Annotated in this window: 14 protein-coding genes and 1 pseudogene; 10 read left to right on the forward strand and 5 right to left on the reverse strand. The window is 63.6% G+C overall.

Annotation, left to right across the window (positions count from 1 at the left end):
* Positions 1–269: 269 nt before the first annotated feature.
* Positions 270–1,760, reverse strand: a complete 1,491-nt coding sequence (locus U5A65_RS00500) for a transglycosylase SLT domain-containing protein (protein ID WP_321945123.1) — start codon at positions 1,758–1,760, stop codon at positions 270–272.
* Positions 1,761–1,906: 146 nt separating this feature from the next.
* Positions 1,907–2,084 (reverse strand): annotated as a pseudogene (locus U5A65_RS00505) (integrase); the annotation flags it as partial.
* A gap of 397 nt (positions 2,085–2,481) precedes the next feature.
* Between U5A65_RS00505 and U5A65_RS00510 the strand changes: the two are divergent.
* The 10 genes from U5A65_RS00510 to U5A65_RS00555 all read left to right on the forward strand — a co-directional run bounded on the left by U5A65_RS00510 (position 2,482) and on the right by U5A65_RS00555 (position 13,562).
* The gene (locus U5A65_RS00510; protein ID WP_321945124.1) at positions 2,482–3,741 is read left to right on the forward strand and encodes a glycosyltransferase family 87 protein; all 1,260 of its coding nucleotides are present in this window, start codon (positions 2,482–2,484) and stop codon (positions 3,739–3,741) included.
* 421 nt (positions 3,742–4,162) lie between these two features.
* Positions 4,163–6,001 carry an allophanate hydrolase gene (atzF, locus tag U5A65_RS00515; RefSeq protein WP_321945125.1) on the forward strand — a complete coding sequence of 613 codons (1,839 nt, stop codon included), beginning with the start codon at positions 4,163–4,165 and terminating at the stop codon, positions 5,999–6,001.
* A 46-nt stretch (positions 6,002–6,047) separates the two neighbouring features.
* Positions 6,048–7,145 carry a BMP family ABC transporter substrate-binding protein gene (locus U5A65_RS00520; RefSeq protein WP_321936934.1) on the forward strand — a complete coding sequence of 366 codons (1,098 nt, stop codon included), beginning with the start codon at positions 6,048–6,050 and terminating at the stop codon, positions 7,143–7,145.
* 30 nt (positions 7,146–7,175) lie between these two features.
* Positions 7,176–8,327, forward strand: a complete 1,152-nt coding sequence (locus tag U5A65_RS00525) for an ABC transporter permease (protein ID WP_321913252.1) — start codon at positions 7,176–7,178, stop codon at positions 8,325–8,327.
* Positions 8,320–9,246 carry an ABC transporter permease gene (locus U5A65_RS00530; protein WP_321913251.1) on the forward strand — a complete coding sequence of 309 codons (927 nt, stop codon included), beginning with the start codon at positions 8,320–8,322 and terminating at the stop codon, positions 9,244–9,246. Before U5A65_RS00525 ends, U5A65_RS00530 begins: the two co-directional genes overlap by 8 nt.
* A 75-nt stretch (positions 9,247–9,321) precedes the next feature.
* Positions 9,322–10,014 carry an isochorismatase family cysteine hydrolase gene (locus U5A65_RS00535; RefSeq protein WP_321913250.1) on the forward strand — a complete coding sequence of 231 codons (693 nt, stop codon included), beginning with the start codon at positions 9,322–9,324 and terminating at the stop codon, positions 10,012–10,014.
* Between the two features lie 2 nt (positions 10,015–10,016).
* Complete coding sequence (locus tag U5A65_RS00540; protein WP_321913249.1) at positions 10,017–11,630, forward strand: ABC transporter ATP-binding protein; 1,614 nt, start codon at positions 10,017–10,019, stop codon at positions 11,628–11,630.
* 44 nt (positions 11,631–11,674) lie between these two features.
* Positions 11,675–12,340: an isochorismatase family cysteine hydrolase gene (locus U5A65_RS00545; RefSeq protein WP_321945126.1), complete on the forward strand. Its 666-nt coding sequence runs from the start codon at positions 11,675–11,677 to the stop codon at positions 12,338–12,340.
* Complete coding sequence (hpxZ, locus tag U5A65_RS00550; protein ID WP_321936930.1) at positions 12,337–12,741, forward strand: oxalurate catabolism protein HpxZ; 405 nt, start codon at positions 12,337–12,339, stop codon at positions 12,739–12,741. Before U5A65_RS00545 ends, hpxZ begins: the two co-directional genes overlap by 4 nt.
* 83 nt (positions 12,742–12,824) lie before the next feature.
* Entirely contained in the window at positions 12,825–13,562 is a 738-nt protein-coding gene (locus U5A65_RS00555) for a GntR family transcriptional regulator (protein WP_415764028.1), read from the forward strand.
* Positions 13,563–13,567: 5 nt separating this feature from the next.
* On the opposite strand, the gene U5A65_RS00560 is transcribed toward U5A65_RS00555, so the two are convergent.
* The 3 genes from U5A65_RS00560 to U5A65_RS00570 are packed head-to-tail and all read right to left on the reverse strand — an operon-like array spanning position 13,568 to position 17,132.
* On the reverse strand, positions 13,568–14,809 hold the full coding sequence (locus tag U5A65_RS00560; RefSeq protein WP_321913246.1) for an NADH-quinone oxidoreductase subunit F: 1,242 nt from the start codon (positions 14,807–14,809) through the stop codon (positions 13,568–13,570).
* 19 nt (positions 14,810–14,828) lie between these two features.
* A complete protein-coding gene (locus U5A65_RS00565) occupies positions 14,829–16,478 on the reverse strand; it encodes an FAD-dependent oxidoreductase (RefSeq protein WP_321945127.1) in 1,650 nt (549 codons plus the stop codon).
* A gap of 15 nt (positions 16,479–16,493) precedes the next feature.
* Entirely contained in the window at positions 16,494–17,132 is a 639-nt protein-coding gene (locus U5A65_RS00570) for a 4Fe-4S dicluster domain-containing protein (protein ID WP_321913244.1), read from the reverse strand.
* Positions 17,133–17,213: the final 81 nt, after the last annotated feature.

The raw sequence follows: 17,213 nt of genomic DNA on the forward strand, positions 1-17,213 counted from the left end.
AGCCTTATCATCGGCGAGGTAGCGCAACTTGTCCATGCGGCTCACACCTCTTCGCGGCAGGTGCGGGGACGCTCGCGTGCGAGTGGACTTATTAAGTAGTTGCGACGAACATTGCATCGCCTCGTGACTTGACGAGTGTCGTCTCCTCGCGCGTCCACTTCGCTGCTATTTTCTGCGTGCGTAGATCACCGTGCGAAGGTCGATTGTTTAATTGGAGAGGTGTTTCGATGGCAGCTAGCTGGTGCTAGCGGTCATCGGCGCGGCCCTGCTCATCTGCGTACAGTCCCGACCGCTTGCGTGCGCGCGGCTTGGGCATCGGCAATCAAGCGATACGATACGTAATACTTATAGATATTGCGCACGTATGTGGGCGTCTCCATGCCGATCTTCCCGGCGACGACGATCTCGACATTGTTGAACCAACTGTCCGGATCGAGCCGGCGCTTCAATGCTTCGTCGCGCATTCTGGCAATCTTCGATGGGCCCGCGTTGTAACTCGCGAAGGCAAATAGCGAGCGGTCATTCTCGCTGAAGTGCGCGTCCGGAAAATAGCGGGTCATCAGTTCATCCATGTATTTCGCACCAGCGTGGATGTTGGGCTCCGTGACCATGATGTTGCCCACGTTCATCTGCCTGCCAGTAGCAGGCGTGATCTGCATGATGCCGACTGCCCCAGCGCGGCTGCGGGCGCTCTGGTTAAGCTGCGACTCCTGAAAGCCCTGAGCGGCAAGCATCAGTGGATCAAAGCCATATTGCCGGCCGTACGTCTGGAAAATCGCGATCGTCTGCTCGAAGCGCCGAAGCTCTTCAGACTCATCGTTGTTGCGGATCTGCTTGAAGCGCCGCATGTACCTCTCCAGGCGATACTCTTCGATGCTCTGCTTCTTGACATGGTTGAGAAAGAAGTCCGCCATCGCGTCCCGGAGTTGCGGACTGTTTTTGCGCATCGCCCAGCCGGTATAGCCTTCGGTTCGCACGGCAAGATCGTTGTGAACCTTGATGTTTGGTAATACCTGAGCCCACAGCCTGGCCTTCCATTCGTCAACGACCAGAATCTGCAGCAGACCGGCGTTGAGCATTTCAAGTGCGTCCTCATCTTCGAGCGCATCAGGCAAAAGCACGATCTTTAAGGGAAGCTTGCCGCTCGCGCGCAGTTGCCTGTCGAGTGCAGTGAGGCTCTCATAGTAGCTTGACGAGCGCCGCACCTGGACTGTCTTTCCGGCCATGTCGTCCAGCGTTGCGAGTCGCGGCGAGCGCGGCCCCGTCACGACCAGTTCGCGCACCGGTTTGCGGTTGGGTGGCACAAAAAAGTCGGCCAGTTTCAACCGTTCGTCGGTGACCGTGAGATTGCCCGCGGCAATATCGCCCAGCCCGGCATTCAGGTTAGGCAGCAGCCGGTCGCGCGTCGTCGGAATCAGGAACACCGTGAGCGGGCGCTTGCCAAGGCGGTTCGCGTAGGTCTTGTTGATATAGCGTTCAAAGTCACGCATGAGCTCTGCGGTCAGTCCGCGCTCGTGCCCCTTGTCAATGAAATAGAGGGTGCGGCTGTAGGGCACGAGTACGCGAAGCTGGCGCCGCTCGAGGATCGCATTGAAGTCGCCCTGCCACGGGATGCTGGGCACGCTGAGCTGATGCACGGGCGTGGGCCGGAGCGCTGATGCCGGGGCCGGGTGCTGCAACGCACCAGCCGATCCCTCTCCAAGCGGCGCGATCGCGCATACAAGGCTGACGATGAGCCTGAACATAGGTGCAAAAGACATGGTGTCCTCCTATGCCCCGCGGCGACTCTCGACCGTCCAGACGTCTGCGCGCGGCCACGTATATTGCTCATGATGCGCGCGTTTCCGGAAAAGAGCAGACGTACGCCTGATGGCGGCAAACCTCCGTGCGGCGAGCATGGCAGTCACTGCATCGCGCGAAGTTTCCCTGTTCGGCGGTATATCAATGGCGTTTTTGGGCGACGCATCGCGTGCGTGCCGTACCCGGCATCATCAAGCCCGATGGAGGCGATCCGACGGCGGGACCCTTCACGCGTATTGCCGCGTCGAACCATGCGGTGATACATACAGTCGACTCGGGAATAGCGGCTTCCTTGATCGCGCAACCAATTCTGTGCGCAATCAAGCCCCCTGTACGGCAGTTGCACTCCTGGACGCAAGTAAAAACTATGTGCTTGCCCGAACAGAGTGGGCTACGAGGTTCTGGAATATTTGAACGTGACGAGAGAGGCAGCAAATTTGCAACGCCCACTGTGCGTAGTGAACAAGGCCAATAGCCGGGGGGAGACGGGGCAATGAATCGGCCGAGGTCTAGAAGAACTGAACCAAACGATCCGCCGCAATAATGCTCGAACTTTGCTCTTGTCCTTCTGCGATGCCGTGAGAACATGCACTGAATACATAAGGCGCCTGATTGCAGTTGCGCTGTTCTGACAACCTGCAGCCGGCGAACGGGAAGCGCCAGAGTGAATGGGGAGGAGCGGTGAATTACGCAAAAATGTGGGTATCGAATAAATTCCTGGTTCGTTTTGCGCTGCTGTGTTTCTACCCGATTGCCCTGTGGCAGATGGAGTATATTAAGTGGGTCCTCGAATCTGGCAAGCAATCATCGGAATGGTTGCTGCCCGGCGGTGATTTTCGCGTGTTCTGGTCCGCCGCCCATGTCGCGTTGGCTGGTGCGGGTCTTACCGTGTACGACTACGGTACATTTCATTGGGTCGAGGAACATTTTTTTGGTCCTATGCCTTATGGCGCCGGGTATATGCCATGGTGCTATCTCCCCGTTTTCCTGATGATCGTCACTCCGTTGGGCTTTTTCCCATTCTGGGTCGCATGTGCACTTTGGGATGGCCTGACGCTTGCATTGATGCTTTACGCGGTCTACCGGGTGTCGGATATGAGGCTGACAGGGCTGACTCACTCACAGTTTGCAATCGCGGCCATTTTCAGCCCCCCAATCTTTTTAACTTTGCTGACGGCGCAGAATGTCTTTTTGGTAAGTGGCTTGGCAATGCTGGCTGTATTGTGGGTCGGCGAGTTTCCCGTTTTGGCTGGACTGTGCGTTGGCCTTCTGGTAATCAAGCCACAATTTGCTGTGGCATTCCCATTCGTGTTGGCCGCCACTCGGGCCTGGAAAGCGTTTTTAGTTGCAATGGCAAGCGCGATAGTTCTCGTGGCGACCAGTGTTGCGGTCGAAGGATGGTGGGCATTGATGGCTACATGGAAGGCCTCCAGACAACTCCAGGATCTGACGATTGAGAACAGCTGGGGATATTGGCATGCCTCGCCCGGTATTATGGCTGCACTGCGGTTGACAGGATTTTCGGCAGGCATGGCACATGTCGCGTGGGCGTTATGCGCGCTTGTCGCGATCATGGGCGTAGTTCACGTATGGAAAAAATCCCGAGATCGCTGCCTGCGGGCAGGCGCTCTGGCCGCGTCTGTTCTTCTCATCTCTCCGTATGCCTGGCACTATGAATTGACATGGCTAGGGATTTCTTCTCTATGTCTCTATTCTATGGCGGCAAGGAGCGGCTGGCTGAAATGGGAGCAAACGCTTTTCTTGCTCGCGTGGCTTATGCCGATTTATAACTATATAAAAATTCAATGTCCTGGCCTTCCAATATTGATACCAATTGAACCGTTGGTTTGCTTGCTTTTTTTGTTAATCTTCTTGAGAAGGTGTCGTTTAGAGCGTGAACTAGAGGGAATCTCCTTAGCATTGGACAGGGTGCATGCATAAGCTATTCGTCTGGCTTCGCGGGCTTGCCTCGGAACCCGCCCACAAAGAGAGGCCGCCCTCCCGCGAACACGCGACTCCAAGAGGCAAGCCGAACCACAATTACCAAAACATTTGCGTTTTCAGCGCCCTGATCCGCGCCAGCGCTGCGGTGCTTATCGCCGCTACCGCCACAGCCGTGCAGCAAGAACCCCCTCTCCAGCCTTTGAAGGACTTTGCAAGGTCTTGCACGATGTGCGGGATGCATGCACCACCGCGGGCACATTTGCGACCCATTCCGGATCAAGTCCGGTTCAGCACACGCCCGCTGCCCGGCATCCTCTTCCCCCTGAAACCCTTGTCCCGCAAGCCCCTCAGGCAACCACCGGCTTGATGGCACAGTTACTGCTAACTTGAGTTCAAACTTGTATTCAAGATTGAACTCATGTCTAAAGACGCACGTTTCAGGGTCCGTGCCCTGCTCGACTCCTATGCCCGCAAAAGCGCAACGCCTCGCGAGGTCGTCGAGACGTTGATCGCCCGTATCGCGGCCGCGAGGCGCCCGGAAGTCTGGTTGTCGCGTGTGAGCGAGGACGACCTCGCCCGCCGCGCCGCCGAACTCGACGAAGCGTACGCGCGCCTCGGCGCTGTGGTCTTCGAGCGGATGCCGCTCTTCGGCGTACCGTTCGCCGTGAAGGACAACATCGACGTTGCCGGCATGCCCACCACTGCGGCTTGCGACGCCTTCGCCTACACGCCTCGCACGTCGGCCTTTGCAGTCGACCGCCTGCTCGATGCGGGCGCCATCCTCGTCGGCAAGACGAACCTCGACCAGTTCGCGACGGGGCTCGTCGGCACGCGCTCGCCCTACGGCCGGGTGCGCCAGTTCGAATCCGATGCATACGTCTCCGGCGGATCGAGTTCGGGGTCGGCGGTCGCGGTTGCAACCGGGCTCGTCGCGTTCTCACTCGGCACGGACACCGCGGGTTCGGGGCGCGTACCCGCGGGCTTCAACGAACTCGTGGGTCTGAAGCCAACGCCGGGCCTCGTGAGCAAGCGCGGCGTGGTTCCGGCGTGCCGAAGCCTCGACTGTGTGTCGATCTTCGCGCACGACGTCGGCGACGCCTGGGAAGTCCTGTTGCAGATGGCCAAGTACGACGGGCACGATGACTACGCGCGCCGCGTGCCATCGCTTGGGCTGCCCCATGCAGCGCTGCGCTTCGCCGTGCCGGAGCCGCTGACATTCTTCGGCGACACGCAGGCGCAGCAGGCCTTTGCCGCCACGCTCGACACGCTTGCCACGCGCCTTGCGTTCACGCCGGTACACGTGCCGTTCGAGCCCATGCAGCGCACCGCGGCTCTCCTCTACGACGGCCCCTGGGTGGCAGAGCGGCGGGCCGCGCTCGGTTCGTTCTTCGAGGCGCATCGCGCCGATATCGATCCGGTTGTCGCCGAGGTCATCGCCAAAGCCGACAGCTATAGCGCCGTCGATGCGTTCAATGGTCAATACGCACTCGCCGCGTTACGCCGCGAAGTCGAAGCGATGTTCGAGGAAATCGATGTCCTCATCGTGCCGACCACGCCCACCCATCCGAGCTTCGACGATGTGCACGCGGACCCGATCGGCGCGAACAGCCAGCTAGGCGTGTACACCAACTTCGTGAATTTGCTCGACCTGTGTGCGCTTGCCGTGCCCGGTGTGCGTCGAGCGGACGGCCTGCCGGCAGGCGTCACGCTTATCGCCCCCGCAGGGGCCGACCAGCGGCTCGCCGTACTCGCTGCACAGATCCAAGCGATTTTCGTGCCTCACGCCGCGGCCGAAGACGCCGCCAGCATCGCCGCGAAACCCCTGCCCTTCGAGGAGCCAACGGTAACGCTCGCCGTCGTCGGCGCGCATCTGCGCGGGCAGCCCCTCTGCTGGCAACTGCTCGAGGCGGGCGCGCGGTTCATCCAGACAACCCGCACCACATCGCAGTACCGCCTCTATGCGCTCGCCGGCACGACACCGGCCAAGCCGGCGCTGGTGCGTACGCCGGACGAGCCGGGCCAGCCCATCGAGATCGAACTCTGGGAAGTGCCGCTGCGCACCTTCGGCGCCTTTGTTGCCCGCGTGCCGGCACCGCTGGGCATCGGCAGTGTGCAGACAGCCGACGGGTTGATCGTCAAAGGCTTCATCTGCGAGCCTGCGGCTGTCGGGCCGGGAAGTGGCGCACGCGACATCACCGAATTCGGTGGCTGGCGCGCATGGCTCGCCACCGCGGTCGAGGCACACAAATCCGTTTGATATGCATGCCTAAATTTAACGAATCCAATTCGTGAGGAGTCCAGCCATGACCAACCGACGTCATTTTCTCAAGGGCGCGGGCGCCCTCGCCCTTGGCAGCGCCTTTCCATTCGACCTCGCCTTCGGCGCCGAACCGCTCACGGTCGGCGTGATCTACGTGGGTTCGCGCGGCGACTACGGCTACAACCAGGCCCAGGCGCAGGCGGCAGCCGTCATCAAGAAGCTGCCGGGCGTGAAGGTCGTCGAGGAAGAGAATGTGCCCGAGACCGTCGCCGCGCAAAAGACGATGGAGGCGATGATCGAGCAGGACGGCGCCACGCTGATCTTCGCGACCTCGTTCGGCTATTTCGATCCGCATGTGCTGAAGATGGCGGCCAAATACCCGAAGGTTCGCTTCGCACACTGCGGCGGCCTCTGGAAGAGCGGCAATCCGGCCAACATTTCGAGCTATTTTGGCTACATCGACGAATGCCAGTACCTGAACGGTGTCGTGGCGGGCCATGCGAGCAAAACGAAGAAGCTCGGCTTCGTCGCGGCCAAGCCAATTCCGCAGGTCCTGCGCAACATCAACTCGTTCACGCTGGGCGCGCAATCGGTCGATCCGTCGATCACGACGCATGTGATCTTCACGGGCGACTGGTCGATGCCGGTGAAAGAGGCGGAAGCCGCGAACAGCCTCGTCGATCAAGGTTGCGATGTCCTCACGTGCCACGTGGATGGCCCGAAGGTCGTGATCGAGACAGCGGAAAAGCGCGGCGCGATGAGCTGCGGCTACCACGCAAGCCAGGCGGCGCTGGCGCCGAAGGGCTATCTGACGGGTGCCGAATGGGACTGGGCCACGCCGTACAAGCTGCTCGTCACCAACGCACAAACGGGCAAGACGCAACCCAATATCCTGCGTGGCGGCCTGCGTGAAGGCTTCGTGAAGATGTCGCCGTATGGCGCGAAGGTGACCCCGGATGCCCGCACGAATGCCGATGCAATCAAGGCAAAAATGGTCGCGGGCGATTACGTGATCTTCAAGGGGCCGATGAAGGACAACAAGGGCGGCAGCGCCATTGCGTCCGGCACGAGTTACGCGCAGACCGATATCGCGCTCGAAAGCATGAACTATCTGGTTGCCGGTGTGGTTGGCCAGATCTGAGGATTGCTTGCGTCCTCACCAGGAGTCGTGATGTCCACTTCCCTTTCGCCGGTTCACGGGCGGCCGCGACTGCCCGCTGGCATTGCGCGTCTGGTGCTTGCCGTACTGCCTGCGTTGCCGACGCTATGCGCGATCGCCGCCACGCTGGTGCTGTTCGGCGCGTTCCTGCTCGTCCAGGGGCAGCCGGCCGTCGAGGCCCTTGACCTCATTGTCCAGGGCGCTTTCGGCTCGTCGTTCGCTTGGCAGAACACCTTGCTGCGCGCCGCGCCGCTCATGCTGACTGCCCTGTGCGTCGCGCTGCCCGCCCAGGTCGGCCTGATCGTGATCGGCGGCGAAGGTGCGCTCGCGCTCGGCGGGCTCGCGGCGGCCGTCGTGCCGCCATGCCTGCCGCACGCGACGCCCTGGTTCATCGCCACGCCCTTGATGGCCATCGCCGGCATGCTCGCGGGCGGTTTGTGGATCAGTGCGGTAGGCGCGATGCGTCAATGGCGCGGCGTCAATGAGACCATCAGCAGCCTGCTGATGTCGTATATCGCCATCGCGGTTTTCAAGTTTCTGGTCGAAGGGCCGCTGCGCGATCCCGCGAGCCTCAACAAGCCGTCGACGCTTCCCATCCCCGACGCCATGACCATCGGCTCGCTGCCGGGTCTCGACGTGCACTGGGGGCTCTTCTGGGGCGCGCTCGCGTGTCTCGCCGCCTGGGTGCTCGTGCGCCACAGCACGCTCGGCTTTGCGATGCGCATAACGGGCGGCAACGTGCGCGCGGCGCGCCTTGTTGGTTTGCCCGTGGGCGGACTCGCGCTCGCCGCCTGTGCGCTCGGCGGGGCATCGGCAGGACTTGCCGGGATGTTCGAAGTCGCGGCCGTGCAAGGCAGCGCGAATGCGTCGCTGCTTTCCGGCTACGGCTACGCAGGCATCCTGGTCGCGTTCGCGGCGCGGCAGAACCCGTTCGCCGTGATCGTGTGCGCGCTGATGGTCGGCGGCATCGAGGCGAGCGGCAGTCTGCTGCAACGCCGCCTCGACCTGCCCGACGCCGCCACGCTCGTGCTGCAGGGCCTGCTTTTCGCCAACCTGCTCGCGTGGGAGGCGCTCGCGCCTCGCCTCGCCGCCTGGCGCGTGAAGCTGCAGGCCGCCGCGCTCGACGCCTCTTCCGTCTCGCTGGAGCGTACTCATCATGTCTAGCCTCCACTCGCCTGTCGCGGTGTTGCTGCTCTCGCTGTTCGCGGGCGCCATTCGCGTGAGCACGCCCTATCTGTTCGTGAGCCTCGGCGAGTGCCTGACCGAGAAAGGCGGACGCGTGAATCTCGGCCTCGAAGGGATTCTCGTCTCCGGCGCCATGTGCGGGTATGCGGGCTCGTATCTCTCGGGCTCGCCGTGGATCGGCGTGCTCGCGGCGGCGGCGGCCGGTCTCGTGCTCGGCTGCCTGCACGGTCTCGTCTGCTCGCTGCCGCGGGTGTCCGATATCGCATTCGGCATCGCGCTCATGCTGTTCGGCACCGGCCTCGCGTTCTATCTCGGCAAGCCGTTTATCGAGCCGCAGGCGCCGATGCTTCCGTCGATCGATCTCGGCGCGTGGGCGGCCTCGCCGCAAGTGCACAACGCGCTGCACATCAACCTGCTCTTCGTGATCGGCGTCGTGCTCGCCGTCGCGCTGCAGTGGGGCCTGCGCTCGATGCGCTGGGGCATGACGCTGCGGCTCGTGGGCGAGAACGCCGAGAGCGCCCGCGCCATGGGCTACCCGGTCACGCGCGTGCGCGTGCTGGCGACGGCGGTGGGCGGCCTCTTCGCGGGCGTGGGCGGCGCCTATCTCTCGCTCGTCTATCCCGGCAGCTGGAACGAGGGACTGTCGAGCGGCCAGGGCCTCATGGCCGTCGCACTCGTGATCTTCGCGCGCTGGCAGCCGCTGCGCTGTCTCTGGGCGGCGCTGCTGTTCGGCGCCGCCGGCGCGCTTGGCCCGGCCCTGCAGGCAATCGGCGTGACGACCGGCTACTACCTCTTCAACGCCGCGCCTTACGTGCTGACGCTCGCGCTCATGATCGTCAACTGCCGGCCCGACCGCACGCTGACCGGCGCGCCGGGCGAACTGAGCCTCACGCGCTGAGCGTGAACGCCGCCTGAACGGCCGGCCCGAATCGAGAATCGCGTGCGCCCGCAAGCGCACGCCCGGAGAACGAAAATGACCCAGTACATCGAAGCGCGTCCTTACCCCTGGCCCTACAACGGCGACCTGCGCCCGGACAACACGGCGCTCGTCATCATCGACATGCAGACCGACTTTTGCGGCTACGGCGGTTATGTGGACAAGATGGGCTACGACCTCTCGCTCACCCGCGCTCCGATCGAGCCGATCAAGCGCGTATTGGGCCTCATGCGCGAACTAGGCTTCACGATCATCCATACGCGCGAAGGGCATCGCCCGGATCTGTCCGATCTGCCCGCGAACAAGCGCTGGCGCAGCCGCCAGGCGGGCACGAATGGCGTGGGCATCGGCGACATCGGACCGTGCGGGCGCATTCTCGTGCGCGGGGAGCCTGGCTGGGAGATCATCGGCGAGCTGGCGCCCCTGCCCGGCGAGATCGTCATCGACAAGCCAGGCAAGGGCTCGTTTTGCGCGACGGACCTGGAGCTGATCCTGCACACGCGCGGCATTGCCAACCTCGTGCTCACCGGTATCACAACCGACGTGTGCGTCCACACGACCATGCGCGAAGCGAATGACCGCGGTTTCGAATGCACCCTGCTCGCAGACTGCTGCGGGGCGACCGACAAGCGCAATCACGACGCGGCGCTCAACATGGTGCTGATGCAGGGTGGCGTGTTCGGCACGGTCTCCGATTCGGCGGCGCTCGTCGCTGCCCTGGAGCGCTGATCATGGCGAGCCCGGCGCGAGCGCTCGGCGTCGAGGTCATCGGCGCTACCAAGTCATTCGGTGCATTCCGCGCACTCGACGACGTCACGATCAAGGTGACGCCCGGGACCGTCCACGCCCTGCTCGGGGAAAACGGTGCGGGCAAGAGCACGCTCGTGAAAGGGCTCGTGGGCTACGGCGTGCTCGATCACGGCGCGATCCTGGCCGACGGACGCGAGGTGCACATTACGTCCCCGCGCGATGCCCAGGCGCTCGGCATCGGCATGGTCTACCAGCATTTCACGCTGGCGGCCGGGCTGAGCGTCGAGGAGAACCTGCTCCTCGCGCGCGGCAAGCTGCCGTGGAAGATCGACTGGGCGGCGCAGCGCAAGGCACTCGACGCGTTCATGCGGCGCATGCCGTTTCGCCTGGCGCTGGACGCGCCCGTGTCGTCCCTCGCGGCCGGTGAGAAACAGAAACTCGAGATCCTCAAGCAGCTGTATCTGGAACAGCGTTTCCTGATCCTCGACGAGCCGACGTCCGTGCTCACCCCTCAGGAAGCGGACGAAGTGCTCGGCCTCATGCGCAAGCTCGCCTCGTGCGGCGACCTCACGGTACTGATGATCACGCACAAGTTCCGCGAGGTGATGGCCTATGCAGACAACGTGACCGTGCTGCGCAAAGGACGCTTCGTCGCGACCTGCGCCGTTGCCAACACCAACCGCGACCAGTTGGCCGCCTGGATGATGGGCAGCGACGCGAGCCTCGAAGCGCGCGAAGGGGCCGCCGAAGACGCTGGCGAGGCGCGGCTTGCGCGCCGGACTCACTCGCCTGACGCCCCGGTACAGCTCTCGCTATCGAGCCTTTCGGTCGTAGACGACCGCGGCCACGCCGCAGTCCGCGAAGCCTCGATCTCGGTGCGGGCGGGAGAGATTCTCGGGCTCGCAGGCGTCTCCGGAAACGGCCAGAAGGAGCTGATCGAAGCGCTCGTTGGCCAGCGCAAGGTCGTCTCGGGCGAGATGCGCGTAGAGGGCGCGCCCTATGCCGCGACACGCGAGGAAATGACCCGGCTGCGGGTGTTCGCGCTTCCCGAGGAGCCGCTGCGCAACGCCTGCGTCGCGGGGATGAGCGTGGCGGAGAACATGGCGCTGCGCGATTTCGATCGCTCGCCGCTGCGGCGCTGGGGATGGTGGCTTGATCGTCGTGCGATGCGTGCGCGCGCCGAGCGGCTGATCGCCGAATTCAACGTGCGGCCGCCGCTGCCCGAACGCGCCATCGGCACGCTTTCCGGCGGCAATGTGCAGCGCGCCGTACTGGCACGCGAGCTAGGTCAGGAAGTGAACGTGCTGATCGTCGCCAATCCGGTGTTCGGACTCGACTTCGCCTCTGTGGCCGATATCCATGCCCGGATTCTCGCGGCTCGCGATGCCGGCGCGGCGGTTCTGCTCGTGAGCGAAGACCTCGACGAACTCCTGGAACTCGCCGACCGCATTGTCGTGATGGCCGAAGGCCGCCTCGTGTACGAGACGGCGGCAAGCGTTGCGGACCGCGTGGTGCTCGGGCGTCACATGGCAGGCCATGGCGACGAAGGCAAGCCGCAGCCGGCCGAGGCGACCGTGCTGCATGCAAGCGCCTGAGCCGACACTCGAACAACACACAGCACAAAGGGAGAAGGACAGCGATGACAACCATCGCCCGGGCCAAGCCCGTTCCGTTCACGTTCGACGCGCGCCACACGGCGCTCATCGTCATCGACATGCAGCGCGATTTCATCGAGCCAGGCGGCTTTGGCGAGGCGCTCGGCAACGACGTGTCGCTGCTTTCCGGCATCGTGCCGACGGTCGCGCGGCTGCTCGCCCACGCACGTTCCGAGGGCTGGCAGGTGGTACACACGCGCGAATCGCACGCACCCGACCTGTCCGATTGCCCACCGGCCAAACGCCTGCGCGGCACGCCGAATGCGCGCATTGGCGACGAAGGTCCGATGGGCCGCATCCTGGTGCGCGGCGAGCCCGGCAACGCAATCATCGATTCGCTGAGGCCACTCGATGGCGAACTCGTCATCGACAAGCCTGGCAAAGGCGCTTTCTACGCCACGCGCCTGGGCGAGGAACTGGCGATGCGGGACATCACGCACCTCGTGTTCGCGGGCGTGACAACCGAGGTCTGCGTGCAAACCTCGATGCGCGAAGCCAACGACCGAGGCTATGAATCCCTGCTGATCGAGGATGCAACGGCGAGCTACATTCCCGCGTTTCGCGAGGCCACGATTGCGATGATTCATTCGCAGGGCGGTATCGTCGGCTGGACGGCCCCGCTCGACGCCCTGCTGGAGGCAGCCCGATGACGCTCGAACTGAACCGGCCCGAAATTGTCGCGCAGGTGCAAGCGGCTTTCGAGGCTTACGAGCGCGCGCTTGTCGACAACGACGTCGAAACGATGAACGCACTCTTCTGGGACGCACCGGAAACCGTACGCTACGGCATCGCCGAAATTCAGCACGGCGGCGAGGCGATCCGCCGCTGGCGGGAGACCTGTGTGCCCGTGCCACGCTCGAGACGCCTGCATCGCACCGTGGTGACGACTTTCGGCGCCGACTATGCGACGGTGAGCACGGAGTTCACGAGCGACGCAACGCCGTTGACAGGCCGCCAGATGCAGACGTGGGCGCGGCTGCACAAGCAGGACGATACGTTCGGCGGCTGGATGATCGTGGCGGCGCACGTGAGCCTCATCGAACCTGTCTAAGCGCGGATAATAAGGAACCGGCTTTCGGCGCCCGCATTACACGGGCGCGCTGCAAAACTATCGACGTTTTCTACACCCGACTCATGAACGACTTGCCCGAAGCGGCCGCCGAGGCCTCCCCAGCATCTGGCGCGAAGATGGTCTATAGCGCGAACCCGCTTGCGGAACAGGTGTATCAGCTGATCAAGCAGGACATCTTCAACTTCCGCCTGTTTCCCGGCGACCGCTTTTCCGAAAACGACATCGCCCAGCATTACGGCGTGTCGCGCACGCCGGTGCGCGACGCGCTGTTCCGCCTGCTGCGCGAAGGGTATCTCGAGGTGGGATTCCGGCGTGGCTGGAAAGTCTGCGATATCGACTTCAACCGGCTCGACCAGCTCTACGACCTGCGCATCGTGCTCGAGCTGGCGGCGATCGAGCGGCTCCCCGGCGTCCCCCACCACGCCATGGACGCGCTGCGGGCCGTGTGGTGCATCGAGGAAAGCGAACGCAAAAGCGATCCGGCTGCCATGTTCGCACTGGACGAGGGCTTTCATCGCGGCCTCGTGAGCGCAGCGGGCAACGACGAGATGCTGCGCGTGCATAACGAGGTGACCGAACGTATCCGCATCGTGCGAAGACTCGATTTTCTCAAGGCGCATCGCACGAGCGCCACCTACGACGAGCATTCGACGATGCTCAATCTCATCGATCGCAGGAAGTTTGCCGAAGCGAGCATCCTGCTGCGCGCTCACATCACGCAAAGCAAGCTGGAGGTGCGAAAGATCACGCTGTCGATGCTCGCAACCGCACGCGATGAAAAGCTGCCTTTCGTGAGCTAGGCCAGCTAGGTTAGAAGTGCTTCGTATTCTTCGCGGAACTGGTTGAGCGAGCTTTCCACGACAGTCACCGCGCCGTCGATGAGACCGCAACGTCCGCTGCCCGGAAGAATGCGGCACAGGTTTTCCAGCGAATCGAGATCGGCGCGTACGCCGCGGCCGGTGTCGAGCCGGTTGAGAAGCCGCATCAACTGAAACGTCCCGCCCTTGCACGGCGGACACTGCCCACACGAGCCCTGGGCGAAAAAGCTCACGTACTCCGCGACCTTGCGCACGATGCTGGTGCCTTCCGAAACGACGATCATCGCGCCCGTGCCAAGACGCGAGCGGCGTTGCCGGACCGAGTCGAAGTCGAGCGCAACATCGAGTTCGCGTTTCGTCAGCAGGGTGTTGGAGGGGCCGCCGGTGAAGACCGCCTTGAACTCCTTGTCCTGCAGCATGCCGCCGCCGCACTCGAAGACGAGCGCCGCGAGGCTCGTGCCCATCGGCAGTTCGTACAGACCGGGACGCAAGACGTCGCCCGAGAGCGAGTAAAGCTTGGTTCCCGCGGCATCGCCAACGCCCAGGTCCCGATACCACTGTGCGCCATGGCGCAATATTCCCGGTACGTGAGCCAGCGTCTCCGTGTTGTTGACGATGGTCGGTGCGCCATGTACGCCCTGTTGTGCGGGGAATGGGGGTTTGCGCCGTGGAAACGGAAAGCCGCCCTCAACACTGGCAATGACCGCCGTTTCCTCTCCTCCGATGTACAGCCCCGAACTGGCGAGAACGCAAAGCGAGACGGTCCTTCCGATCACCTGTTCGATCGCCGTGAATAGAGGATGCTCGCGCCACTGCCGCACGGCTTCGCGCGTGACCGCGAGTGCCTGTTGCTCATGCGGGTTCACATAAAGCACGACGTGGTTGGCGCGCGTGGCGAGTGCGGCGATGAGCGCGCCTTCTATCACCTGGTGAGGCGTATGTTCCAGCAGAAAGCGGTCCTTGAAGGTGCCGGGCTCGTCTTCGTTGCCATTGCAGATGATGTACTTGTCCCCTTCTGGGGCAGCGGCAACCGGCGTCCATTTTCGATGCGTCGGGAATCCCGCGCCGCCCATGCCGCGCAAATCCGCCGCGGCAATCTCCGCAATGATCGCTTCTGGGTCTTGCAGCGCCCTCTCGAGTCCTTCACCGCCGCCGCGCGCGAGCCAGCCATCGAGATTCGCGCCTACGCGGATCTCATCGCGCAACAGAATCTGATTGAGCTTGTCCATTGGCGCTCCGTGGATCGCGTTACCGGATGCTGCGGGCCGCGCGTGCGCGTGCATCCGGGCGCAGGCTGGCGTCGGCCTGCAAATCGAAATGCGCGTAGTCGGGGAAGAGCTGCGGCGCCTTCATGTGCAACGGCAATCCAGCCAACGTGAGTTCGCGCTGCCACGCGTGAACGTGCCCGATGCCCGCGCGACTGGCCATCGTGCGCGCCTTCGACTCCGCCGCTCTCGCCCCAGCCCGGCGGCCCATGCTCAGAATGTCGAGCAGCGCATTGCCCATCAGCCGGTTGCGCCCGTGGATCCCTCCTGTGACCTCTCCCGCGCAGTACAGGCCGGGCACGCTCGTCGCACCGTGCTTGTCCACCGCGACGCCGCCGTTCTGATAGTGAAGGGTGGGATAAACAAGAAACGGCTGCCGCGCCGGATCGATACCGCACTTGCGCGCGAGATGGCGCAGCGTGACGAGACGTTGCGCCAGAATGCCCGGATTCTCCATTTCGAGCGTCGGCGTGTCGAGGAACACCCCGACCTGAGCGTCGTGCGTGATGCCGCGCCCTTGCGCGCATTCGCGCAGGATTGCCGACGCCACCACGTCCCGCGCCTTGAGCTCGTCGACGAAACGTTCGCCTTCGCCGTTGATCAGCTTCGCCCCTGCGGAGCGCGCCGCCTCCGAGATCAGGCCGCCCGCCATGTGGGGCGGCCAGGCCACCCCGGTTGGGTGATACTGGAACGAGTCGAGCTCACGCAGCCGCGCGCCGATTCGATACGCCAGGACGAGACCGTCGGCGGTTGCGCCGTAGTGGTTGGAGGTGGGAAAGGCATTCAAATGCAGCCGCCCCGCTCCGCCCGTGGCGAGAATCACGGCACGGGCGCGCACCAGCACGAAGGTCCGCCATTCGAGGTTGTAGAGCACGGCGCCCGCGCAGTTTCCGCGCTCGTCCGAGAGCAGTTCGACCACGGGACAACGGTTCCAGACCTCGATGCCGGCATCGAGGTCGACGGCCTCGCGCAGCACGCGCATCATCTCGAGCCCGGTGTAGTCCCGATACGAGAGAATGCGCGCCGCCGAGGCACCACCGGGCTTCTTGCGCAACAGGTTGCCGCCGATCGGCCGGTCGTCCTCGAGATCGAACATCATGCCGAGCTGGATGAGCCAGCGAATCACATCGGGGCCGTCCATCACCATTTGCGCGACGAGTTCAGGGTCGCCGCAGAAATGGCCGGTACGCAATGTGTCTTCGAAATGCAGCTGGGGGCTGTCGTCCTCCCCCACGGCCGCCTGGATTCCACCCTCGGCCATCACGGTGTTGCTGTCGCCCAGGCGCAGCTTGCAGGCAAGCATGACCTGCGCGCCCTCTTTCGCCGCGGTGAGCGCCGCAGCGCATCCTGCGCCTCCGCCGCCGACGACCAGCACGTCGGTATGCACGAGTTGCGCGCCAGCCAGGTCGACGTCGTCGATCAACGCGTTGGCCTGCAACTGGCGCGCGAGATCCGGCTGGCAGGACTCGCCCCGGTTCACACCAGCGGCCAGGGCCACGCGCGCATTCGGCCCGTGGTCGGGGTGATAGCCCTTGAGCAGATCGTCGACGGATTGGTCGTCCGCACGCAGCACGGGCGCAACGCCGGCGCGGTAGCGCAGAAGCGCGTTTTCGTAAGGGATGCCGATAGACATGTTCGTAGGGAGCGGTCAACGCGGCGGCTGCGCGCCTGGTGCGTCGAAGTCGATCTTCATTTCGCCGCGTTCGATCTGCTGCAGCCTGCGGATAAGATTGGCCGGACGCAGCGAGTGAGCCGCAATCATGCGTCTCACGAACAGGCCGAGATGGTTGGGCCGAATGTGCTCTGGGCAAGCGAGCGTGCAGAGGTTGCACATGACGCATTCGTCGAAGACCTGACTGGATGCGTCGAGCCTGCCCTCCACCGCCAGGTTCACACCACGCTGGACTTCGAGGCCTTTCGGGCAGGCGCGGTCACAGCCGCTGCAATGGCGGCAATGAGACGCTTCCGGGAATATTTCGGACATGGTGCGTAGCGCCTGCCAGCTATCGCCGAGGTCCTCCATGCGATACACGTGGCGCGCAGGCGTCGTCAGGTAATCGAGGAATGCGACCTGCATGCCTTCTTCGACCAGCGTCTCGCACGCGAGTACGGTCTTGACCTCCGGCTCACCGCTGCGCCGAACCATGACGCGACAGGACCCGCACACACCTTGCCCCATGCAACCGACGCCTTCGACGAGCGTCTGGCCAGCATGCACGAAGGCCTGCAGGATCGAGCAGGTGGCCGGCGCTTCCAGCTCGCGCCCCTCAATGCTCAGGCAAACCATATTCGGTCTCCTTGCGGCACATCGGCGCCGCACTGGCGAACCCACGGAAAACGTCATATGAACCTTAGCACAACGCCGGTT

Origin of the sequence: Paraburkholderia sp. J10-1 (genome assembly GCF_905220165.1) — a bacterium.
In the GTDB taxonomy this organism is placed as follows: Bacteria; Pseudomonadota; Gammaproteobacteria; order Burkholderiales; family Burkholderiaceae; genus Paraburkholderia.

Bases quoted from the DNA above. Each gene is read 5' to 3' on its own strand.
- U5A65_RS00500 (WP_321945123.1), bottom strand. From the start codon at position 1,760: ATGTCTTTTGCACCTATGTTCAGGCTCATCGTCAGCCTTGTATGCGCG.
- atzF (WP_321945125.1), top strand. From the start codon at position 4,163: ATGTCTAAAGACGCACGTTTCAGGGTCCGTGCCCTGCTCGACTCCTAT.
- U5A65_RS00520 (WP_321936934.1), top strand. From the start codon at position 6,048: ATGACCAACCGACGTCATTTTCTCAAGGGCGCGGGCGCCCTCGCCCTT.
- U5A65_RS00525 (WP_321913252.1), top strand. From the start codon at position 7,176: ATGTCCACTTCCCTTTCGCCGGTTCACGGGCGGCCGCGACTGCCCGCT.
- U5A65_RS00530 (WP_321913251.1), top strand. From the start codon at position 8,320: ATGTCTAGCCTCCACTCGCCTGTCGCGGTGTTGCTGCTCTCGCTGTTC.
- U5A65_RS00535 (WP_321913250.1), top strand. From the start codon at position 9,322: ATGACCCAGTACATCGAAGCGCGTCCTTACCCCTGGCCCTACAACGGC.
- U5A65_RS00540 (WP_321913249.1), top strand. From the start codon at position 10,017: ATGGCGAGCCCGGCGCGAGCGCTCGGCGTCGAGGTCATCGGCGCTACC.
- U5A65_RS00545 (WP_321945126.1), top strand. From the start codon at position 11,675: ATGACAACCATCGCCCGGGCCAAGCCCGTTCCGTTCACGTTCGACGCG.
- hpxZ (WP_321936930.1), top strand. From the start codon at position 12,337: ATGACGCTCGAACTGAACCGGCCCGAAATTGTCGCGCAGGTGCAAGCG.
- U5A65_RS00555 (WP_415764028.1), top strand. From the start codon at position 12,825: ATGAACGACTTGCCCGAAGCGGCCGCCGAGGCCTCCCCAGCATCTGGC.
- U5A65_RS00560 (WP_321913246.1), bottom strand. From the start codon at position 14,809: ATGGACAAGCTCAATCAGATTCTGTTGCGCGATGAGATCCGCGTAGGC.
- U5A65_RS00565 (WP_321945127.1), bottom strand. From the start codon at position 16,478: ATGTCTATCGGCATCCCTTACGAAAACGCGCTTCTGCGCTACCGCGCC.
- U5A65_RS00570 (WP_321913244.1), bottom strand. From the start codon at position 17,132: ATGGTTTGCCTGAGCATTGAGGGGCGCGAGCTGGAAGCGCCGGCCACC.